The 23076-nt window shown below is 38.9% G+C and carries 16 protein-coding genes; 12 read left to right on the top strand and 4 right to left on the bottom strand.

Features of this window, described 5'->3' with window-relative positions; genetic code table 11:
• Positions 1-238 precede the first annotated feature (238 nt).
• The 4 genes from BGO84_RS15980 (at position 239) to BGO84_RS15965 (ending at position 4244) form a co-directional block, all read left to right on the top strand.
• Positions 239-769, top strand: a complete 531-nt coding sequence (locus tag BGO84_RS15980) for a transglycosylase domain-containing protein (RefSeq protein WP_291030705.1) — start codon at positions 239-241, stop codon at positions 767-769.
• A gap of 19 nt (positions 770-788) precedes the next feature.
• Positions 789-1412, top strand: a complete 624-nt coding sequence (locus tag BGO84_RS15975; protein ID WP_252637094.1) for a cyclodeaminase/cyclohydrolase family protein — start codon at positions 789-791, stop codon at positions 1410-1412.
• Between the two features lie 4 nt (positions 1413-1416).
• Complete coding sequence (gene hutH / locus BGO84_RS15970) at positions 1417-2919, top strand: histidine ammonia-lyase (RefSeq protein ID WP_283685657.1); 1503 nt, start codon at positions 1417-1419, stop codon at positions 2917-2919.
• Positions 2920-3110: 191 nt separating this feature from the next.
• Positions 3111-4244, top strand: a complete 1134-nt coding sequence (locus BGO84_RS15965) for an acyltransferase family protein (protein WP_291030702.1) — start codon at positions 3111-3113, stop codon at positions 4242-4244.
• A gap of 57 nt (positions 4245-4301) precedes the next feature.
• Here BGO84_RS15965 and BGO84_RS15960 read toward each other — a convergent pair whose 3' ends face one another.
• The 4 genes from BGO84_RS15960 to BGO84_RS15945 form a co-directional block, all read right to left on the bottom strand.
• Positions 4302-5528: a TlpA disulfide reductase family protein gene (locus BGO84_RS15960; RefSeq protein ID WP_291030700.1), complete on the bottom strand. Its 1227-nt coding sequence runs from the start codon at positions 5526-5528 to the stop codon at positions 4302-4304.
• A gap of 37 nt (positions 5529-5565) precedes the next feature.
• Positions 5566-7104 carry a SusD/RagB family nutrient-binding outer membrane lipoprotein gene (locus BGO84_RS15955; protein WP_291030698.1) on the bottom strand — a complete coding sequence of 513 codons (1539 nt, stop codon included), beginning with the start codon at positions 7102-7104 and terminating at the stop codon, positions 5566-5568.
• 14 nt (positions 7105-7118) lie between these two features.
• Positions 7119-10316: a SusC/RagA family TonB-linked outer membrane protein gene (locus BGO84_RS15950; RefSeq protein WP_291030696.1), complete on the bottom strand. Its 3198-nt coding sequence runs from the start codon at positions 10314-10316 to the stop codon at positions 7119-7121.
• A 255-nt stretch (positions 10317-10571) separates the two neighbouring features.
• Positions 10572-10790, bottom strand: coding sequence for a helix-turn-helix transcriptional regulator (locus tag BGO84_RS15945; protein WP_135106629.1), 219 nt, complete (start codon positions 10788-10790; stop codon positions 10572-10574).
• A 204-nt stretch (positions 10791-10994) separates the two neighbouring features.
• On the opposite strand from BGO84_RS15945, the gene BGO84_RS15940 reads away from it, so the two are divergent.
• The 8 genes from BGO84_RS15940 to BGO84_RS15905 all read left to right on the top strand — a co-directional run bounded on the left by BGO84_RS15940 (position 10995) and on the right by BGO84_RS15905 (position 22998).
• Positions 10995-14030, top strand: coding sequence for a SusC/RagA family TonB-linked outer membrane protein (locus BGO84_RS15940; protein ID WP_291030694.1), 3036 nt, complete (start codon positions 10995-10997; stop codon positions 14028-14030).
• A 13-nt stretch (positions 14031-14043) separates the two neighbouring features.
• Positions 14044-15756 (top strand): RagB/SusD family nutrient uptake outer membrane protein, encoded by a 1713-nt coding sequence (locus BGO84_RS15935; protein ID WP_291030692.1) that lies wholly within the window; start codon positions 14044-14046, stop codon positions 15754-15756.
• A gap of 191 nt (positions 15757-15947) precedes the next feature.
• Positions 15948-16961 carry a Gfo/Idh/MocA family oxidoreductase gene (locus tag BGO84_RS15930; RefSeq protein ID WP_291030690.1) on the top strand — a complete coding sequence of 338 codons (1014 nt, stop codon included), beginning with the start codon at positions 15948-15950 and terminating at the stop codon, positions 16959-16961.
• Positions 16962-17339: 378 nt separating this feature from the next.
• Positions 17340-17834, top strand: a complete 495-nt coding sequence (locus tag BGO84_RS15925) for a DoxX family protein (protein WP_135106623.1) — start codon at positions 17340-17342, stop codon at positions 17832-17834.
• Positions 17835-17839: 5 nt separating this feature from the next.
• Positions 17840-19531, top strand: a complete 1692-nt coding sequence (locus tag BGO84_RS15920; protein WP_291030688.1) for a Gfo/Idh/MocA family oxidoreductase — start codon at positions 17840-17842, stop codon at positions 19529-19531.
• Positions 19532-19617: 86 nt separating this feature from the next.
• A complete protein-coding gene (locus tag BGO84_RS15915; RefSeq protein WP_291030686.1) occupies positions 19618-21093 on the top strand; it encodes a Gfo/Idh/MocA family oxidoreductase in 1476 nt (491 codons plus the stop codon).
• A gap of 38 nt (positions 21094-21131) precedes the next feature.
• Positions 21132-22019: a DUF1080 domain-containing protein gene (locus BGO84_RS15910; protein ID WP_135106617.1), complete on the top strand. Its 888-nt coding sequence runs from the start codon at positions 21132-21134 to the stop codon at positions 22017-22019.
• Between the two features lie 88 nt (positions 22020-22107).
• Positions 22108-22998, top strand: coding sequence for a sugar phosphate isomerase/epimerase (locus BGO84_RS15905; RefSeq protein ID WP_291030684.1), 891 nt, complete (start codon positions 22108-22110; stop codon positions 22996-22998).
• Positions 22999-23076: the final 78 nt, after the last annotated feature.

Genomic DNA, 23076 nt, shown 5'->3' with positions numbered 1-23076 from the left:
AAAGTAACAACCGAAAACATCAAAAAACTGTTACTTTTGTTACTTTTTAACAATTAAGCGTTTTACTATGCAGAAACAATAAAATCTATTATAAAAACTATCTTGGTTCTTGTTTTAATATGTTTTATCATACTGCCGGTAAGAGACATTCCATATACTAATGGAAAAGGAAATGACAAAAAGAAAGAAAAACATATTGCTAATAATTTTTATCTTTCCGATAATTATCATTATTGGTATGTTGTATTTTGTCAAACTGGGTGGATACTTTATTCTAAATAAAGCGGAGACAGGTGTATATATAAATGATATTAAGAATAGTCCCGAGCTGCCAAATAGATTCTATGAGATATACAATATAATCTATCCGGATGCTTTAGATAACAACGCTTGGGAGCATTTCTTAAATAAAACGTTAGAGAAAAATGATTCCCCGTGTGCATGTGAGAAAGTGATCTACATAAGCTGGTATCCCCTACACACAAAGACATCTGAAGTAATATTACTCACTTCTTTGACAGAAGATTACGCATCACAAAAAGAGTGCTTGAGATATTATGCCTCAAAATTTGTATTCCCTAATAAAATAATAGGGGTGCGGAATGCTGCTGTACAATATTTTCATAAACAAATTTATTTCTTGAGTGATTCAGAGTTTACAGAACTCATATTAATAATGAAAAATCCATTCATTTATAATAAAAAACGCTATCCGAATAGAGTGCGAGCAGACATAAATAATATTCTTAAGAAATTACATAATTCTTAACCTTTTAAATTGTAGTACCATGCTAGTAAACCTATCAGTTAAAGATTTTTTAGCAAAGACAGCAGGAAATGACCCTGTACCCGGAGGAGGTAGCATTGCAGCATTAAATGCAGCAATAGCATCAGCATTGACAGAAATGGTAGCCAATCTTACCATTGGTAAAAAAAAGTATGAAGACAAAGAAGGATTGATGAAAAAAATTGTCGCTATAACAGAAAACTATAGGGCAAGCTTTATGAAAGATATAGATGCCGATTCGGAAGCATATAATAATGTTTTCGCCGCATTCAAACTCCCCAAAGAAACAGACGAAGAAAAAACAGAACGCAACAACCAGATACAGGAAGCAACCAAGATTGCAGCAGAAATACCAATGGAAGTAGCACGCAAAGCCGTGGACATAATGGATGTTATAGCACAGGTAGCCGACCAAGGCAATCAGAATGCTATAACGGATGCCTGTGTAGCTATAATGACAGCCCGCACTGCTGCAATAAGTGCCATACTGAATGTAAAAATAAATCTTTCTTCGATCAAAGACATAGAATATGTAGCGCTGATGACACAAGAGGCAAACTACCTGGAGAGCGAAGCCATCATGAAAGAGCAGGAGTTATTGAGTAGAGTAAGCAAAATACTATAAGTTTATGAAGAATGTCTATTATATCGGTTCCGGAGAGTTGGACTTCGAGATCATTGAACAAATAATCAACAAAAACCTTAAACTAGAATTAGCTGCTGAGGCTAAAGAACGTATACAAAAGTGCAGGGATTATCTGGATCAAAAAATAGAGTCGCAAAAAACACCGATGTATGGCATTACCACAGGTTTCGGTTCGCTCTGCAACAAGAACATATCTCCGGATGAACTTACACGCTTGCAGGAGAACCTTGTTAAATCGCATGCTTGCAGCGTAGGTGAAGAAATCTCTCCTGTTATTGTCAAGCTGATGATGCTTCTCAAAGCTCACGCCTTATCATTGGGGTATAGCGGAGTACAAGTTATTACTGTACAGCGGATAATCGACTTTTTCAATAATGATATTATTCCCATCGTTTGCGATCGTGGTTCACTGGGAGCATCAGGCGATTTAGCGCCACTGGCAAATCTATTCTTACCCCTTATTGGTGTCGGCGATGTTTATTATCAGGGGCGTAAACGTGAAGCGATGAGCGTTCTCGATGAGTTTGGATGGAAGCCAATCCGCCTGATGAGCAAAGAAGGGCTGGCTCTGCTGAATGGAACGCAGTTTATGAGTGCCAACGGGGTATTCGCTATGTTGAGAGCATTCAAACTATCTAAAAAAGCGGACTTAATAGCAGCCCTTTCACTCGAAGCTTTTGACGGCTGCCTCGATCCGTTTTTAGATTGCCTCCACCAGATGCGTCCGCATAAAGGACAAATAGAAACCGCCGATAATTTCAGAAAACTACTTGAGGGAAGTGAGCTTGTCGCCAGGGAAAAAGATCATGTACAAGACCCTTACTCTTTCAGATGTATTCCTCAGGTACATGGAGCAACAAAAGACGCTATAAGATATGTAGCCTCGGTGTTGTTGACAGAGATAAACTCAGTAACGGATAACCCGACCATCTTCCCCGACGAAGATAAAATTATATCGGGAGGAAACTTCCACGGACAGCCCCTCGCTATTTCATACGATTTTTTGGCAATTGCCTTAGCCGAATTAGGTAACATTTCGGAAAGACGTGTGGCTCAGCTAATTATGGGGTTACGCGGACTGCCTGAATTTCTCGTGGCTAATCCGGGAGTAAATTCGGGGTTTATGATACCTCAGTATGCTTCGGCTTCGATGGTTAGCCAGAATAAGATGTATTGTTATGCTGCATCGAGCGACTCTATTGTTTCATCCAATGGACAAGAAGACCACGTGAGTATGGGAGCCAATGCTGCGATTAAGATATTCAAAGTAATGGATAACTTAAATCATATACTCGCCATCGAATTAATGAATGCGGCTCAGGGAATAGATTTTCGCCGTCCTGCAAAAACATCTCCTATACTCGAAAACTTCCTGAAAGAATATCGCAAAGAAGTAGCCTTCGTAAACGACGATATCGTTATGTATAAGGAAATACACAAGACTGTAGCTTTTCTGAATAGGATATCACTTGAGTTTATGGACTGAGAATTTGTTGTTTAATATAAAATCCATAAAAAAATATAGTAAAGTAAATATTTGCATTACAGTACTGTCAAGATCAATAAGTTAAAATAACTTCATAAAAATCTCTTTAGTATGTGATTTTTAATTGGAAAGATTGTCTTATTAATATAACATATTACAATCTAATATTTGATACTTAATCTTCTCATGCTATGCGCAGATATGACATTGACAGTTTACGAGTAATCGCCTTTGCTCTATTGATTTTCTATCATGTGGGAATGTTTTTCGTTCCGTGGAGTTTTCACATAAAAAACTCAGTGATATATGAAGGAACTGTTTTCCCGATGCTTTTTCTCAACCAATGGCGGTTGGCTTTGCTCTTTGTAATATCAGGAATGGGAACTTACTATGCTCTGACAAAACGAAGTGCTATCCAGTTTGCGATAGAGCGTCACAAAAGGCTTCTTATTCCCCTTATCGTAGGTATGATCTTTGTCGTTCCACCACAAGTTTATTTCGAACGATTAGACAAGGGGCAGTTTAGCGGCAGCTACTTCGATTTCTGGCCTAAGGAAGCATTCATCGGATCATATCCCGAAGGAAATATATCGTGGCACCACCTATGGTTTATACTTTACCTACTGATATTCTCTATGGTAATGCTTCCGGCTTTTCTTTATCTGCGGAAGCATCCCGAAGCATGGCTGATAAGAAAACTGAAAGCCATCGTATCAAAAGCTTTTGGATTCTATATATTCATCATACCACTCTTCTTGTGGCAGTTATTTCTAGCACCTTATTTTCCACAGACAAACGGGCTAATAAATGACTGGTACAATCTTGTTAATTATTGTACATTCTTCTTTTTTGGTTATCTGTTAATTTCATTGAAGGATTCCTTTTGGGATGCAGTAACTAAAAACAGGCTGAAATTTCTGATTAGTGGTATCATTGGGTTTCCTCTGTTGATGTGTCTTTGGTATGTGATCGGCGATTTTCCCTTCAAGGGGGAGGTGCAAGCTTTGGTCAAGGTTTTTAATGCCTGGTCGTGGATTTTAACGTTGATTGGTTATGCTGCTATATACCTCAACAAACCAAGTAAAATAGTGGCATACGGAAATGAAGCTGTATATCCATTTTATATCCTGCATCAAACAATTATTATTGCTCTGGGATATTACCTGAAGTATGTCGATATAGGGTTCTTTCCTAAGTTCTCAATCATGGTGATAGGAACATTTACTATTACATGGGTGATATACGAATTTGGGATAAGACGCTATTCTATCATAAGGCCTTTGTTTGGGATGAAGCCTAAAAATAAGAATAAGGCAGATATATAAAAAAACGGCTAAAGGAGTTCATATTATCTTCCTTTAGCCTATCTTTTATAGTTTTTTTTATTTCTCTGCCAGCAAATCGTCTACTACTTTATTGAAGTCTTGTTTAAACTCCTCATAAAACAGTCCGGTAGCAGGACCATTAAATCCGGTGTGTATCTTTCTTACAATACCTTTCTTATCGATAAAGATAGTAGTAGGATAACCCATGATTTTACTCACCTGCGGAAGAGCCTTAGCAGTAGCATCATCACCCAGCTTGCCTGCAAACAGGATTTCATAATCTACATTATAACGCTTAACCAAGCGGGAGAGCACAGTCTTTACATATTCCGGATCATCTTTACGCTCAAATGCCAACCCGATGATTTCAACGCCTCTCTTACTGTTTTCTTTATACCATGGAGATAGGTATTCCATTTCGTCCAAGCAATTTGGACACCAACTGCCAAGGATAGATACAATTACCACCTTGCCTTTGTAACGAGGGTCGGATAAAGAGACTTTCTGACCTTCTACATTAGGGAATGTGAAATTGAGGCGATCCTCTCCTTTCTTCATATAAGCTAAACTATAAGGATCGGCAAGAGCAGCTTCGGCATTGCGCTTTCCAACAAGTTTTGTTACACCTCGTGTGGTATAGAACTCCCCTGTAAAACTATCATTTCCTTCAAACTTTCCTTTTATCAGATATGGACTAAGACCCGCAAATGCAGAAAACTGAAAACCATCGTTTGTCAAAGCTCCTTCGAGATAACGAAGGTCTCCTGCATTGGTAAGAATAGAGCCGGTAAGAATATTTTTATCCTGACTGAAAATCCCTACATTATGAGCAGTATCTCCTTTTTGTCCTATAAACTGGATATCCCATTTACCGGCAAGAGAAATCTCTGTAGCTTTGTCCGCAACTTCAAAGCGCGGAGCATCACTTTTTTCTGCCGAGAAAGACACACCCTCATCGTTATCTATAAATAGCTTTTTGAATTTCCCTTCAAATTTACCATTGGCTATTTTACCTGTTAATACAGCATCATAAGCTAATATCGGAATAGTTACGGTATCGTTTGAGTAAACCACACCTTTGAGCGGAACACGCTCTGCCCCATTTATCAGATACACAGTTGTTGAGTCTGTTGCAGAACCTTCGACGTCAAACAAGAATGGAAATTTCTGATCTGAAATAGAGAATTCACCTCTCCATTTTCCGTCTGTCAGCTTATGTTCCGATACCTTATTACAAGACATTAGTACAAATGCAGCAGCCATCATTATTAAATATTTCTTCATATCTTTATTATACTTTTGTTTGAAGTAAAGCTACAAACTACTTTTTAAACACCCACAATTTTGTTTCTATTTTATCATTACCCTGTGCAGACAGAGCTTCTTGATAGTTGGCTTTATTCACATTCTGTTCCTTAGTAGGGTAGTATAAACGTCCCGGAACACCTCCATCTCCAAACAACGGATCGAAACGATATGTTACTCCTGCGCCATCTATCGTCCCTTGAAATACAACATCTCCTTCTTTTACCAAGAATGAAGGATAGCCTGTACGGCGATATTCACTCCATGATTCGAGACCTTGCATATAAAGAGCGATATACTTTTGTGTCAAAACATTCTCTTTACTAGCAGCAGGAAGAGACTCCAAATAAGTATTCACATTGTCGGCTGAGACTCCCCACTTTTCGAGAGAAGCCCGAACACCTGATGCATAATCAGCCTGAGACCAAGAATTATATTCTGAGACCAAGAATTTTACTTCGGCGTATTCCATCAATACCTCAGCATAGTTTGCCGCATTGATAACCGCTCCCGGCAAACTCACTCCTGTTGCTGCGAATTTACCCGCCTGATCGTTTGCTAAGCCATAAGGAAGTCCTACATAAGTATTAGTAGCTGTTGCCGGTAAGGCATATATCGGTAAACGAGGATCAGAAACGGGCAAAATTGCATTCTTCCCTTGAAGCAGATCCACAAAGATATTAGATATCGCAAAGTCTTTCCGGTTGGCTGTAACCGTAGCTCTATATAAAGGAGCTTCGTTAGGGGAAGTAGCAGAATACTTGAATGCTGCATTATCAGCATTACTTGTAAACACACCTTTACTCAATGCATCCTGAAAGTGTTCTTGATACAAAGCCTGATTCTTATCTTTTATGCGTGTAGAAAAACGTAGGCGCAGCGAGTTTGCAAACTTTACCCACTTCTGATTGCTACCTGCATAAATAATATCGGCCTTGCCAAAAGTTGTTTCCGATTGATATTTGATCAATGTATCTCCGGCTGCTTTCAGCTCATTCAATATGTCTGCATAGATTTTCTCCTGCGACGCATACTTAGGAGTTATATTCTCAGGATTTTGTTGTAATGCCTGAAAATCTTCATCTTTATTACCGTAAGATTGATAAGGGATATTCCCAAACACATCGGTAAGAGCATAGAATGCATACGATTTCAATATACGGCTTATTGCTATCTGAGTAGCATTGCGTCCTGCACCATTAGCAGTTGCCACATCTTTTGTTAAAGGATCAGTATTCAACTTTACTACCTCCTCCAGATTATTTAATGTTTTATATAACCCTTTCCAGTAATCATCAGAATAACTGAAAGGAATATCATATCGCGATTGGGTAGTATATGTATTTTGAGAAAAATACTGAACAAACAACATGGAACCTCTCAACGATGCCTGTTCGCTACGGAGATTATCAATCAGCAATTTCTCAGCAGAAGTGATCAAAGAGGTGGTTGGCACTGACGTTGGGCGGTTGGGATCTTCATTTATATCATCAACACAAGAGGACAATAAAACTGAAGCAAATAAGCCTAATATATATAGTTTATTAATTTTCATACAGATAGTTTATTTTAAAATTTGAAACCAAGATTTATACCGTAGGTTACAGGAGTAGGTAGGTTACCGCCTTCTATACCTTGTACATTACCACTACTATTGGTCAGTTCGGGATCGATATCCTTGCTCTTGGTATAAATATTCCATAAGTTGCGGGCATAAGCCGTTACGTTTATACTCTTAACTTTCCATTTTGGAAGATTGAATGTATATCCAAGAGTTAACTCACGAAGCTTAATAAATGTAGCATCAAAAACGGTATATGCTGTTGGCCCGTTATACTGATTCTGTGCCCATGCCTGAGCAGTTACACGCTTGTCGTTTGTCGCTGTATTAGAAACAGTATATGTTCCGTCGGCATTGAATACAACATTACCGGTAACGCCATCAAGAACAATACCATCTTCACGAATATTATTCGCTGCTGTAGATTCTAAGATACCTGAGTACATACCCACTTTGTAAGTCTGAGAGAAGAACTTACCACCAACACGGGAATCGATCAGGAATCCGAATGTAAAGTCTTTGTATCTCAACTGATTCTGGAAACTCCATAAGAAATCAGGCAATACGCTCCCTAGCGAAGCAAACTGATCGGTACGCATATATACGCCATCACTGTTTACTACCTTCTTTCCATCAGGTGCATATACAAAATCATAGCCTTTTATCTGTCCGTAACTCTCACCTTCTTGTGCGACAAGCGAAACCAAAGTATTACTCAACTGTAATGTATTGACTGCATCCGACAATTTGATAATTTTATTACTGTTTTTTGAGAAGTTTGCAATTGCTGTCCAGTCCCAATCCTTTTGACGGATCGGATTCACGGTCAACGTAGCCTCAATACCCTTGTTGTTTATCTTCCCTGCATTGATCAGTTTATAACTATATCCGAAAGCATCTGATGTAGGTAATTGTATGATCTGATTACGACTATTATTATTGTAATAAGTAACATCCAATCCGATCAGATTATTAAATAATTGCAATTGCAATCCGGCCTCCCAAGATGATGTAATCTCAGGCTTTAGATTAGGATTATTTAATTTATCTGATAAAGTATAAGATATATTTCCTTCAAATGCATTCAAAGCCTCATAAGTCTTATACAACTGATAAGGATCAGTATCATTACCAACTTCTGCCCAACCCAAACGGACTTTACCGAATGACAGCCAGTTCTGATCTTTAAATGCCGGAAGTTCTGTGAATACAAAAGATGATGTAAGAGATGGGTACAAGAACGAATTATTATCTGTAGGTAAGGTCGAAGACCAGTCATTACGGATAGTACCATCTAAGTACAACATACTTTTCCATCCATACGAAACACTTCCGTATACTGATGATATTGCTTTTTTGTAAAGACCTGTAGACGGGTTTATAATGACAGAGGAAGCGTTATTCAGGCTATAATATGCCGGAATCATAAGCCCACCCGATGTTTGTATATCGCTTACTCGTCTGTTACGTCTCATATAATTCGCACCAAGGTTAGCGATTAAAGAGTGATCACCCCAACGGTTATTTGATGTTGCCAAGAATTCATAATTAAACTCATCAAACTTTTGGGAATATTCCTGATACATCGACTGCGAACGAGAGTAATATGCAATACGATCTTGCGAATTGTATTGATACACATCACCATTTATACGTCCTGTCAGACTCAACCATTTAGTCGGGGTAATCACTAAACCTATATTACCATACAACCTGTCTCTGTTCTCCTTCAGATAACTTTCGTAGGCTGACCAATAAGGATTATCTATATATTTTGTTTTCTCGGCAGCTGTTGTATTTTCCCAGCTTGTACGATTCCATGCACGAGGCGTACCATCGGCACGTTTATATTCACTTAGTCTCTTATAATCTACCTGCACTTGTCCCCATTGATATGCTTCGAGGATAATATTACGGTTCGAAGCTCCTGTCCACGGACGACCTGTAGATTTATTATTTATATAGTTTACATTTCCGAAGAATGAAACCAGATCCCCTTTTGTACTCCCCGATATATTCACTGCATTTCTGCTCAACGAAGAATTGGGAACTGTACCTTTTACATTCTTATTGGTAAATGATACACGAAAAGCACTACTTGATGAATTCTTTGAAAACGCTATATTATTTGTATTCGACACTCCGGTACGAAAAAAATCGGTAACGTCATTCTTTGGATAAACCCAAGGCTCAGGATTCAGGTAATCATTGGCATACTCAGGATCGAGATTATACCAGTGTAATACAGGTGTCCCGTCAAGCTTTGGACCCCAGCTCTCATCAGCTGCATAATCTACGACATTGTATTCTTTTCCGTCTATAGTTACTTTTTGGAACGAAGTACTATATCCACCACCATATAATTTCTGGCGTTTGGGCAGTCTTACTACATTTTCGAGCTCGATACCCGTATTTACTTGAATATCTAAACGATCTGTATTGCTACTGCCTTTTTTTGTTGTGATCAGTATCACACCATTTGCGGCACGTGTTCCATAAAGAGCTGCAGCCGAAGGGCCTTTCAATACATTTATATCTGCTATATCGTCCGGATTTATATCCTGTATTGTACTTCCCACATCTTTTCCTGCGCTACCATTAATTGTAGAAGAGGTATTCATGTCAGTATTATCGAGAGGTACTCCGTCGATAATATACAATGGCTGATTATTTCCTGTAATCGAATTTATACCACGCAGTGTTACACGAGAAGATCCTCCCATATTTCCTCCACTAGATATAACTTGCAAACCCGATATTTTCCCCGAAAGGGCACTCAATGCATTGGTTGGCCTTGTCTCCAGAGCTTTCCCCGATACGGCTTGTACGGCATAACCCAAAGCCTTTTTTTCGCGAGGGATATTTAACGAAGTCACTACTACTTCATCCAGTTCGGTACTATTTTCTTTCAAAACTACATCTATTGGTTTATTCGATAATACTTCAACCTGATGTGTTTCAAATCCTAAATATGAGAATATCAGAATTTCGTTTTTTTTCACTGATATGGAGTAATGACCATCTATATCCGTCAGGGTTCCCGACTGAGCATTACCCTTCACTTGTATTGTCACCCCGGGCAGGTCTGTACCTCCAGCATCTGTTACATGTCCTTTTATAGTGTATATGTCGCCTGTTTGTGCGGAAACAAATAAAGTAAGAACAGTAAATAATAACAGTAACTTTAATTTTCTAAAATTTAGCATAACCTTTTTATAATTTAACTCAAACAATCTTTATAGATATATTAGATATTTATTTGTTAAAAACAGATAATATCTATCACAAAAGTATAATGAGCAAATTAGGTATGAAATCCCCTTGATGTGGTATATTTATACCTCAAACATGGTATGCTTTTATGAGTTTGATAAAGGGTTATCCGTATGAAAAAATCGACATTTTCATAAAACACTAACAAGCAACAATATAAAATCGCCCAGAGATTTTAGTTTGTCTGCTTAATCTACATCTACTATTTCAGGCAATTTAACATTTAATGCCTGACCTATCTTATACAATGTTATTATTGTTGGATTTGTACGCCCTTTTTCTATTCGTATCAGATTATTATATTCTATATCCAGCATATCTGCCAAATCCATTATGGATAAGTTTTTACCCTCCCTTATACTCCTGATTTTCAGACCAATTTTCCTTTTGAGGATTTCCTTATCCATATTTAAACTATCATTAATGATTGTTTTGTTAAAAGGAGTATGCTGAAAATCCTATTTAACAGAGTAAGCCCAAATATTAAACATTTTTAAGGAGATGCCCACCATGAAAACATAGTATTCAAAAGCCTAAAACCAAAATCACACCACACCTTAATCAAAATCCCAAAATTTAAAGTCGATTATTAACAATTTTACTTAAAATTGATGAAGACACAACAAAAATTTAATACCCGGCCTATCAGATCATTCAAAATGTTTTCCTTATTAACTTTTACAATAGCAGGAATCACATTATGCCCATACAACCTTCAGGCCTCCGACCGAAACGATACGAATAAATCCATAGTGCACGAAACAGCACCTTTGCAAAAAGGTAAAACAGTAACAGTAACAGTAAGCGACAATGTTGGCCCTGTAATTGGCGCCAATGTAGCGGTAAAAGGAACTACAAATGGAAATATCACAGATATCGATGGAATAGCCAGATTGGACAACGTGCCCGAAAACGCTACTTTGCTTATTTCATTTGTAGGATATATATCGAAAGAAGTATCCGTAGCCGGACAAACATCTTTTAACGTACAGCTACAAGAAGATACCAAAACACTAGATGAGGTAGTCGTAATTGGATATGGTACATTAGAGAAGAAGCAAGTAACCAGTTCGGTAACATCCATATCAGCAAAAGACCTGATGACAGGAGTAGGCGGATCGGACGTTTCCTCCGCTTTACAAGGTAGAGTTAGCGGACTTATTATGAACAATATCGGTAGTGCAAATGCAGGAACTACATTCCAGTTGCGAGGGATGACTTCCATAAACTCGGGGAAGTCGCCTCTTATCGTTATCGATGGGTTTCCGGGGGGAGACATACGCTCACTCTCGCAAGACGATATCTTGACTATCGACGTCCTTAAAGATGCCTCTGCCGGAGCTATTTATGGGACACGTGCTGCATCGGGTGTAATACTCATTACTACCAAAAGTGGATCGAATACAAGCGGTAAGGTGAAAATGACTTATTCGAGCGAAATGACAAAAAAACAAAATTACGGAGCTCCAGAGATGCTAACAGGAAGAGAATATGCAGAGCATAAGATCGGTACAGATTATGGTACAGATACAAATTGGTGGAAAGAGCTTATCAATGATGATAACTTTTCACAAAAGCACCATCTTTCTCTCGAAGCCGGAACAGAGAATGCTCAGATATATTCTTCCTTTTTTTATGAAAAAAATCAGGGAATTTCAATCAAAGATGAACGTCAGGATTACGGAGGAAGATTTAACGCCAACTTTAAAGTTCTTGACGGATGGCTCGAAATCAGACCGAGCGTAGATTATCGTCAGGCGATGCGCAATAACAACTATCCAAACTTCCAGCAGGCGATGCGCAACAACCCAACCAGATCTCCTTACGACCCTGATAGCGAAACAGGCTACAATGTATGGACCAACGAAACACTGGACTATAACGTTTTAGCGGATGCTAACCTGAGTACTTACGAAGGACTGGACAAATGGTTCAAGCCCGAAGCTACTTTCAAATTGAATATAAAACCTATACCCGGCCTGTCATTCCAGCAAGTAATAGGATATGAAAACCGCCAGTGGGAATACCATTTCTACAAATCGCGCTATCACCGAGAAGAGATAGAAGACAGAAGAAGAGGAGCCGCAACCCTCACTTTCGACAAAACAGAAAATCTTACTTCCGAAGGTTTCGCAACTTACATCAAAGAATTTGATGGCGGACATGTACTAAATGCTGTGGCCGGGTATTCTTATTTTGAGAAAAACGGTGAAGGGTTCAGTGTTTCCAATTACGATTTCGATGTGGATGGGATAAAATTTTGGAATATCGGTGCCGGATCGTATCTGAGTGATGGCAAAGCCGGAATGAGTTCAGGCAAGGATATCACAGAACGTTTATTCTCTGTATTTGCACGTGCCAACTATTCCTATCAAAACAAGTACCTATTACAGGCTTCACTCAGACACGAAGGTTCATCAAAGTTTGCCGCAGACAACCGTTGGGCCGATTTCTGGTCTTTATCGGGTGGATGGCGCATCTCGGGTGAAAAGTTTATGAAGAATATAAGCTGGATAGATGACCTCAAAGTCCGGGTTGGTTATGGAGTAACAGGAAATAACGACTTCAGCTCTTCTTATATGGCAGATATGCTGGGCTCTGATGCGTACTGGATGCTTCCTGACGGAACATGGGCATACTCATTTGGTAAAACCCAAAATATAAATCCAAATCTGGGATGGGAAGAAAAGAAAGAATGGAATTTCGGTTTGGATTATTCGCTTTTCGATGGTCGCCTATATGGTAAATTCGATTATTACAGACGTAAGATCGACAACCTTATCTACAGCGTTAAAGTTCCTCAACCACCATTCACACAAGGCTCTCAGTACCAAAACATAGGAAGTATGGAGAGTAAAGGATGGGAGTTTGAAATTGGCGGAGACATCATCCGTACTAAAGATTTCACATGGAACAGCAACCTCAACCTAGGTCACAACTCGGGTAAGATTCTTACTCTTTGGGGGAATAATACATATTACAACGGAAATGGTTTTCCTGCCCCGGGTAGCCCGGGAGATGCAGCACGCATAGAAGAAGGTTCTACAATAGGTGCGTTCTATCTTTGGAAGTTTGCAGGATTCGACGATGATGGAAAATTCTTACTCTACAACAAAGAAGGAAAAATAATACCGGCATCCGAAAAAACCGAAAATGATAAACAATACATCGGAAATTATACACCTAAGCTCATCCTCGGATGGAGACACACCTTGCAGTATAAAAATCTCGACATGGGAATCAGTCTGCGAAGCTGGATCGACTTTGATGTATACAATGCCCTAAACATGTACTTCGGAATTCAGGGGCAGGGAAATACGAATGTATTAAAATCAGCATATGGCGAATTCAACCATATTAAAGGAGAAAAACAAATCTGTGATTACTATCTCGAAGACGGTACATTCTTAAAGATAGATGCGATCACACTCGGGTACACCCTTTCTATGAAGAAATATACGAAACTGATAGACCGCCTACGCATATACGGAACCGTAGGTAATGTTTGCACCATTACCGGCTATAGCGGCATGAACCCCCAAGTGAATATCACAGGATGGGAAGGTGGTACGGAAAAATTCTGGTCAAGAGATGATTTTTATCCTACAACCCGCACTTATACATTAGGTCTTCAGTTAAATTTCTAAACATACACAAAAGATGAAAAAGTTTAAAATATATAATTCCGTCTTAATCGGAATTACGATTTGTCTATTCGCAATTACTTCGTGTAGCGTAGAACCTACATTTTATTCACAGGTAGTTCCTGAGACATTCTACACCTCTCAGGAAGCTGTTTGGGAACGTTTCAACCGTCCGTTTACACATTGGCGCTGGTATATTGCCAACAATGAGCCTCGCTGGATGTTGCAAGAATTGGGTACCGATGAATTTTGCTTGCCTACACGTGGTAGCGACTGGTATAATGGAGCCTTGTATCAAAAATTCCATCACCATGAATACACTGAGGACATGGCTTTTATAGAAACAGGATGGACTAACTTTGCTATGGGAGTGGCTCTTGCATGGGATGCTCTCGAAGATTTAGAAAAAGTAAACTTCGATGCTTTGGGATTTGCTGAAGGCACACGAGAATCGATGTTAAATCAGCAAAAGGCACTTGTAGCCTCTTTTTATCTGGATGGTCTGGATTTCTTTGGAGGAGTACCTCTATATACCACTACACAGAGTGAAGTAAAAGGACGTTCTACTGATAAAGAGACTTTCGATTTTATAGAGAAATTACTCAAAGAAGCTATCCCTAATCTTCCTGTAAAAGAAGAGCTTGGCGGATTGGAAAACGGAAGTATCAATCGGGCTGCCGGAGCAGCTTTACTGGCTCGTCTTTATTTTAACGCCAAATCATATATCGGCGAAGAAAAGTATTCAGAAGCAGCAACAATCTGCCAGGATATTATCAACGGAAAATACGGCAAATACAAATTGGATACAGACTGGACAAATATATTCGGTTTCGATAACGAAACTAGTCCCGAAATTATTTGGTCTGTACCAAGCGAGAATGCTAAGCTCGAAACTGATGGTATGTACTGGAGCTATATGGTACCTTACAACTACAAAAATTATTTGGGAGGACTAGAAGGTTCAGGCTCTAATAACGGTATTGGACTAATACCAAGCCTCGATCCGACAGGTAAAAAATATTCTTACAAATTGGGTGGTGCTTATGCCAAGTTCAACGATAACGATATTCGCAAACAACTATATGTATACGAAGGAGCCGGCAAGTATCGTGGAATGTTTATTGTGGGAGAACTTGTAAATCCGACAAATCCAAACTGGACATGTACAGGAAGCCGAGAATACAGCGGAAAAACACTTGTAGTAAGAGATCAGGTCGCTTATTTTGCAAAAGTTGGATCGGCAGAATATCCGACATTGGAGTCACTTCCATCTACAATTGCCACAGCAGAAGAAGCATCTTGTGTGCGTGTTACTAAACGTAGCCCACGTCCTAATCAGAGTGAGAAAAACCGCAAATTCGATCCGGACGTGCCTGTTATTCGCCTTGCCGAAATTTATTATACACTAGCAGAATGCAAAATGCGGGCAGGAGACAAAGATGGTGCAGCCGAATTGATCAACACCGTACGAAAACGCTATTTTGCAAATGGCAACGACCCTGACCCTGTAACGGGCTCTAAGCTGGATAAATACCGCATGCTGGATAAATGGCAATTAGAATTTTTGGCAGAAGGCAGAAGACGAACCGATTTAGTACGTTGGGATGCCTATGTAACAGAAAATTGGTGGGATCATAAAGCAACTAACAATACAGACCTGAATAGATTCCCTATTCACTATAGTCTGATAGGAGCGAACAATTTATTGAAGCAAAATCCCGGATATTAAAAATTAAAATCTCTGTAGTGCATTCCTCTCTGTTTGCACTACAGAGATAATAATCGATAAAATGACAACTAAATGCCCTCAAAGTCTCTAAAAATCTTTAATTAAGCAACATTTTAAGAACAAATGAAATATTTTTATCTAGTTCCTTAAATAATAAATATTTACCTTTGTCTTTCTATAAATTATTATATATGGAATCGTTGGAAAATGGCTCATTTAAAGTCCGCTTCGGAGTTATAGGCACAAATTTTATAGTAGACAAAGTTCTGGAAGCGGCGAGACTTGACCATCGTTTCGAACTTGCAGCAATCTATTCCCGTACACAAGAACGTGCAGATGAATTTGCGAAAAAGCACAATGTTCCCCATACGTTCACTTCTCTTGAAGATATGGTTTCTAGCAATTTGATAGACGCGGTATATATTGCATCACCGAATTCGCTACATGCTTCACAAAGCATATTGTGTATACAACATGGCAAACACGTATTTTGTGAAAAGCCATTTGCATCGAATGCGAATGAGGTAAAAGCCATGATAGCGGCAGCCGAGAAGTATAATGTAACGCTAATGGAAGCAATGAAGCCGACAATGACCCCAAACTTCTCTACAATAAAAGACAACCTAAAAGAAATAGGTACAATACGTAAATATTTCTCTTGTTATTGCCAATACTCCTCTCGGTACGACAAACTAAAAGAAGGTGTTATATTAAATGCCTTCGACCCGTCATTATCTAACGGAGCAGTAATGGATTTGGGCGTATATACCATATATCCGATGGTAGTCTTATTCGGGCGACCTAAAAAAATTAGTGCTACAGGCCTTAAACTGTTTACAGGAGCCGATGGACAAGGAAGTGTTAATTTTGAATATGAAGGCATGGATGCAACAATCATGTATTCCAAAATAGCAGATTCGAGCCTACCAACAGAGATACAGGGAGAAGAGGGTACAATAACTGCCGACCGGATAAATATCATAAACAAAGTAACACTAAAAAAACGAGGAGGAGAGGAAACTATAATAAGTACTCCCAATCCTACACATGAGTATTATTTTGAAGTTGCAGAATTCATTGACCTAATTCAAAAAAATGAAAAAGAATCGACAATCAATAGCCTTGAAAATTCATTAATTACAATAGAAATTATTGATGAAATAAGGAAACAATTGGGGATAATTTATCCTGCAGATAGCATATAATATTAAATTGTCACAAATACGCGTTTGTTTTATTACATTATTTTGAATAAAAAAAGATTTTTGCTCTAAGAGATTTACTATTGTTATACAATTTATTATAAATACCAACTTTTTTTAACAGTAATGAGAGATTTACTTATTTAAAATATTCCTAGCTTTATTCCGCATTTTCATTTACTTTTTAGGATTGAATAAATGCTACCGTGATTGCACATTATAGCACTCATTAACAAAAACTTAAAGCCGTCTTGTTTGTCATTGACAAAATAGGCTCAAGACAACAAGAAAAATGCTCAGCTTTTTATAAATTATATGAACAATTAAACAATCTATATTTTAACTTTCTTGAAAAAGACAGAACTTATTATTTACTAACCCATGAATAAACTAACATCTTATTCGCGCCCTCAGACCCTCTGGCTGGTAATACTCAGATTACTGATTGGCTGGCATTTTTTATACGAAGGTCTTGTAAAACTCTTCAGTTCAAGTTGGACTGCTTATCCTTACCTTATGGATTCACGAGGATTTATGGCAGACTTCTTCCACAGTATTGCCGAAAACGCAGAATTTCTAGCCTTTTCGAACTATGTTAATATCTACGGATTAACACTTGTCGGACTCGGACTTATACTTGGTTGCTTTTCGCGTTATGCATCTATCGGAGGTATCGTTTTTCTTAGCCTATACTATTTGTCTCACATACCTTATATAGGCGCAAATTCTATGATGCCAACCGAAGGCTCTTATCTATGGATAGACAAGAACCTGATAGAGATAGGAGCATTGATGGTATTAATATATTTCCCTACCTCGCACATTATCGGATTTGACCGATACATTTCAAGATTATTAAAACGCAAAACAGCTTAACAAACATGACATCCGAAGATAAGATAGTTCCAGAGCCAAATAAAGATAACAACGCTCAGTCTAACGACAGTCAACTGCCCGAATCACAAGGCAGACGAGAAGCATTGAAGGCATTAGTTACAGTTCCTGTATTGGGAGCTTTAGCCTATGGTGTTTATAAGAAGCAAAAATATGATAAGACGATGCACGATGTGAGCGACGTCTTTAAATTAAGTAAAGAAACAGCAACTATCCCCGAACTACAGCCAAACGGAAAACAGATTCGATTAGGGATTATTGGTTGCGGCATCAGAGGGAAACAATTGTTAAGAGCTGCTGGATTTGCAACTCCAGAATCTCTCCAAAAACTGATTGACTCTTCAAAAAAAGACAAAAAGGATACTAGATACCAACTCTTTAGAGAGCAAGAAAACCTCAATATCGTCTTAACAGGCGTGTGCGACATATTCGATACATTTGCCGAAGAAGGTATTGCAGCCGGATCAAATATAAACAGGGAAGGTGTAGGCGGTAAACTGGGACCTGCTCCAAAACGATATCGTCACTATCAGGAAATGCTTGCAGCCGACGACATCGACGCTGTTATTATTGCTACACCCGATCACTGGCATAGCACAATGGCTATGGATGCAGCAAAAGCAGGAAAACATGTCTACGTAGAAAAACCGCTTTCGTGGACTGTACCCGAAACGTACATGATAAGAGAGGTTATTAAACAGACCGGCGTAGTTTTTCAGCTAGGACATCAAGGCAGACAGGTAGACAGCTATCATAAAGCTAAAGAGATATTAGACAAAGGACTACTTGGCCCTGTTACGCTTATAGAAGTTTGTACAAACCGTAATGATCCTAACGGAGCTTGGGTTTATGATATTCATCCTACAGCAAACCCACAGACAGTTGACTGGAAACAATTTGAGGGTGATCCTGAAAGAGTGAAAGAATATATGGACTATATGACAGCGCATAATCTTGCCAAATATGTGGGTCCGGATGCTAGAGATAAGTTTAGCCTCGAACGTTTCTTCCGTTGGCGTTGCTGGTGGGATTACAGTACAGGACTAAGTGGAGACTTGCTTACACACGAGTACGATGCTGTAAACCAATTGATGGGCGTGGGCATTCCTCATTCTGCAACTTCTTCCGGTGGTGTTTATTTCTTCAAGGATGGAAGAACCGTTCCGGATGTGCTGCAAACAACATTCGAATTCCCTGATAAAAATATGACAATGCTATATAGTGCAACATTAGCCAGCAACCGCAATAGGGGAAAAGTAATCATGGGGCACGATGCATCGATGGAAGTCGGAGATACGCTAACCGTTAAAGTAGATAGTGGATCTACAAGATACAAGGAGAAGATTGAAAAAGGAATCATCAAACCCGATGTACCTTTCTATACATACGTTCCGGGCAAAAGCAATGTAGACGCAGTAACTTCTGCCACCGAGTTGTATTTTGCACAACGTGGTCTCTTATATTCGTATCTGGGAGGGAAACGGTATGATACAACATTCCTTCATATCAGAGAATGGCTGGAGTGTATCCGCGACAACAGTAAGAAAACTTCTTGTGGTATCGATGCTGCTTTCGACGAAGCCATTACAGCACACATGGGAACTCGTGCATATCTGGAAGGTCGTACAATGTATTGGGATAAAGACAAAGAGGAAATAGTAAGAGGCGAAATAAATTAATATATTTACAATTTAGCAGTGAAAAGTGAAAACTAAAATATACCATTAAATCTAAAAACAATATTAACCAAAAAACAAAAAAAATTATGGCATCAGACATTTCGAGAAGAAAGTTCCTCTCAACAGGAGCAAAAGCCGCTATTGGACTGACGATCATCCCAAGCACTGTATTGGGGAAAAACTTTGGGCATATAGCTCCGAGTGACAAATTGAATATTGCTGCTGTTGGTATTGGCGGCATGGGACATGCTAATATCAAAGCTGTGGAAGCTACAGAAAACATAGTGGGACTATGTGACGTAGACTGGAAATATGCTAAAGGCGTATTCGACAGATTCCCAAATGCAAAAAAATATTGGGACTTCCGTAAGATGTACGACGAAATGGGTAAATCCATTGATGCGGTAATAGTAGCAACAGCAGACCATACACATGCTATCGTTTCTGCCGATGCAATGACAATGGGCAAACATGTGTACTGTCAAAAACCGCTTACTCATACAGTTTATGAATCACGCTTGCTAACTAAGTTGGCTAAAAAACATAAAGTCGCTACTCAAATGGGTAACCAAGGCTCATCGGGTGAAGGCGTTAACCTCGTTTGCGAATGGATTGCCAATGGCGAGATAGGTGAAGTAACAAAAGTTGAATGTGCTACCGACCGCCCTATTTGGCCACAGGGACTGAATGCTCCTGAAAAAGTAGATAAAATACCAAGCACCCTAAATTGGGACTTATTTTCAGGTCCTGCAAAAGTACGCCCTTATAATGCATTATATACTCCTTGGAACTGGCGTGGCTGGTGGGATTATGGTACAGGCGCATTAGGCGACATGGCTTGTCACATCATGCACCCGGTATTCAAAGGCTTGAATTTGGGCTACCCTACTAAAGTACAAGGTTCATCTACCTTGTTGTTGCAGGATTGCGCACCGCAAGCACAACACGTTAAATTGACATTCCCTGCTCGCGATAATATGCCGAAAGTGGGTATGCCTGAAGTGGAAGTACATTGGTATGATGGCGGTATGATGCCGGATCGTCCAAAAGGTTTCCCTCAAGGAAAACAATTAATGGGCGAAGGCGGTGGATTGGTTATCTTCCATGGAACAAAAGATACACTAATTTGCGGATGCTACGGAGTGAACCCTTGGTTGTTGTCGGGTCGTGTTCCGAAAGCGCCTAAAACACAACGCCGTGTAGAAACATCTCACGAAATGGATTGGGTACGCGCTTGTAAGGAAGATGCGTCCAGTCGTGTAATAACTAAATCCGATTTCAGCGAAGCAGGCCCATTCAACGAAATGGTAGTAATGGGAGTATTGGCGATTCGTTTGCAGACCTTGAATAAGGAATTGTATTGGGATGGAGACAATATGAAGTTCACAAATATCGATCCTAACGAACAGATTAAGATATTAGTTAAGGATGACTTCAAGATCGTTGACGGCGACCCTAAGTTCAATAAGATCTGGACTGATCCTATCAATGCTCAGGAATTTGCAAATGAACTGATCAAGCATACATATCGTCAGGGATGGAAATTGCCTGATATGCCATAACTAAGTAATATTGTTTTAATTTAAAAATCAAAATAAAGATGAAAAAAATTATCTATTCATTAAGCTGTTGCATGATTGCCGGAGCATTTATTGCTTGTGGCGGTGGGGCTAAGAATGCTGAGAAAAAAGGGACTGATACTGATTCAACAAAAACAACTGAAGCAATGAAACCTGAATATACTGTATTAGACAAACCTCAAGTAGACCTATCTAAATTCAAAAAAGATAAAGACGGTTATATCGTTATCTTCGATGGCAAATCTACTGAAGGATGGAGAGGATACGGAAAAGACGTCCTACCTGGAAAATGGAGTATAGATAACGGAGCTCTGAAATTTACTGGTTCTGGTAAAGGTGAAGCTCAGGAAAAAGACGGTGGCGACATTATCTTTGCTCACAAGTTCAAAAATTTTGAACTGGAACTAGAATGGAAAGTGGCTAAAGGAAGCAACTCCGGTATTTTCTATCTGGCACAAGAGGTTCAAACAAAGGATCCTAAAACAGGAGAGTTAAGAATGGAACCTATATATATTTCAGCTCCTGAAGCTCAAGTATTAGACAACGCAAATCACCCTGATGCAAAATTGGGTAAAGACAACAATCGTCAATCAATGTCATTGTATGATATGATTCCTGCTAAACCACAAAACTCCAAACCTTTTGGTGAATGGAACAAAGCGAAAGTCATGGTTTACAAAGGAACTGTGGTTCATGGACAAAATGGCGAAAACGTAGTTGAATATCACCTATGGACTCCACAATGGACAGAAATGCTTCAAGCAAGCAAATTTAGCGAAGAAAAATGGCCTTTGGCATTCGAACTGCTAAACAACTGTGGTGGACCTAATAGAGAAGGATATATTGGTCTTCAAGATCATAGCGATGATGTTTGGTTCCGTAATATCAGAATCAAAATCCTTGACTAATAACTAGTTTTTTCTATTAAAATATCTTCCAAATCCTTGAAGGGCTTGCCCCTTCTTGGATTTGGCTTTTAAATAATCTTACATTATCATGAAAGTATCAATTATTATAGCTACTACTCTCCTTATGTTAGCTTCTTGCAATCCAAAAGCAGATGCAACTCAGCAACAAGCTGCACCTGTAAAGAAAGATATTTCTCTACAATTGTACTCGTTGAGAGACGATATTGCTAAAGACTACGATGCAACAATCAAGAAAGCCGGAGAAATGGGATTCACATCGGTAGAGGCTGCCAACTATGCAGACGGAAAATTCTATGGAAAAACACCTGAAGAATTTAAGGCAAGCATAGAAAAAGCCGGAATGAAAGTGCTTTCTTCTCATACAGGAAAAGGCCTTACAGAAAAAGAACTGGCTTCTAAAGATTTTACAGAAGCGCTTAAATGGTGGGATCAATGTATTGCAGCACACAAAGCAGCAGGAATGAAATACATTGTAACTCCATGGATGGATACACCTAAAACATTGAAAGACTTACAAACATATTGTGAGTATTATAACGAAATAGGCAAGAGATGCAAAGAAAACGGCATGCTCTTTGGCTATCACAATCACGACTTCGAACTGAAAAATAAGATCGAAGATAAGCTTATGTACGACTACATGCTAGAAAACACAAACCCTGAATATGTATTCTTCGAAATGGATGTATACTGGGTAGTAAGAGGAGGAAAAAGCCCTGTAGATTATTTCAATAAATACAAAAACCGTTTCACTTTGCTGCATATCAAAGACAACAGAGAACTTGGACAAAGTGGTATGGTAGGCTTTGACGCCATCTTCAACAACACTGATGCTGCAGGAGTTAAACATCTTGTGGTAGAAGTAGAGCAATATAGCTTTACTCCTGAAGAAAGTGTAAAGAAAAGCCTTGACTATTTATTAAATTGTCCTTTAGTAAAAGAAAGCTACGACAAATAAGAAAAATTAGATATGCTTTTGTCAGATTGGACGGAGTAGTTTGAAGATCTATTTAGCTAATGTATATTTCTTTAAAGA

The sequence above is a fragment of the Dysgonomonas sp. 37-18 genome, from assembly GCF_001899125.1.
GTDB lineage: Bacteria > Bacteroidota > Bacteroidia > Bacteroidales > Dysgonomonadaceae > Dysgonomonas.
This window is presented reverse-complemented; position numbering and strand designations above follow the sequence as displayed.

Coding starts and splice junctions, on each gene's coding strand:
- BGO84_RS15935 (WP_291030692.1), top strand. CDS start 14,044: ATGAAAAAGTTTAAAATATATAATTCCGTCTTAATCGGAATTACGATT.
- BGO84_RS15905 (WP_291030684.1), top strand. CDS start 22,108: ATGAAAGTATCAATTATTATAGCTACTACTCTCCTTATGTTAGCTTCT.
- hutH (WP_283685657.1), top strand. CDS start 1,417: ATGAAGAATGTCTATTATATCGGTTCCGGAGAGTTGGACTTCGAGATC.
- BGO84_RS15950 (WP_291030696.1), bottom strand. CDS start 10,316: ATGCTAAATTTTAGAAAATTAAAGTTACTGTTATTATTTACTGTTCTT.
- BGO84_RS15940 (WP_291030694.1), top strand. CDS start 10,995: ATGAAGACACAACAAAAATTTAATACCCGGCCTATCAGATCATTCAAA.
- BGO84_RS15945 (WP_135106629.1), bottom strand. CDS start 10,790: ATGGATAAGGAAATCCTCAAAAGGAAAATTGGTCTGAAAATCAGGAGT.
- BGO84_RS15960 (WP_291030700.1), bottom strand. CDS start 5,528: ATGAAGAAATATTTAATAATGATGGCTGCTGCATTTGTACTAATGTCT.
- BGO84_RS15920 (WP_291030688.1), top strand. CDS start 17,840: ATGACATCCGAAGATAAGATAGTTCCAGAGCCAAATAAAGATAACAAC.
- BGO84_RS15980 (WP_291030705.1), top strand. CDS start 239: ATGTTGTATTTTGTCAAACTGGGTGGATACTTTATTCTAAATAAAGCG.
- BGO84_RS15965 (WP_291030702.1), top strand. CDS start 3,111: ATGCGCAGATATGACATTGACAGTTTACGAGTAATCGCCTTTGCTCTA.
- BGO84_RS15925 (WP_135106623.1), top strand. CDS start 17,340: ATGAATAAACTAACATCTTATTCGCGCCCTCAGACCCTCTGGCTGGTA.
- BGO84_RS15930 (WP_291030690.1), top strand. CDS start 15,948: ATGGAATCGTTGGAAAATGGCTCATTTAAAGTCCGCTTCGGAGTTATA.
- BGO84_RS15975 (WP_252637094.1), top strand. CDS start 789: ATGCTAGTAAACCTATCAGTTAAAGATTTTTTAGCAAAGACAGCAGGA.
- BGO84_RS15915 (WP_291030686.1), top strand. CDS start 19,618: ATGGCATCAGACATTTCGAGAAGAAAGTTCCTCTCAACAGGAGCAAAA.
- BGO84_RS15955 (WP_291030698.1), bottom strand. CDS start 7,104: ATGAAAATTAATAAACTATATATATTAGGCTTATTTGCTTCAGTTTTA.
- BGO84_RS15910 (WP_135106617.1), top strand. CDS start 21,132: ATGAAAAAAATTATCTATTCATTAAGCTGTTGCATGATTGCCGGAGCA.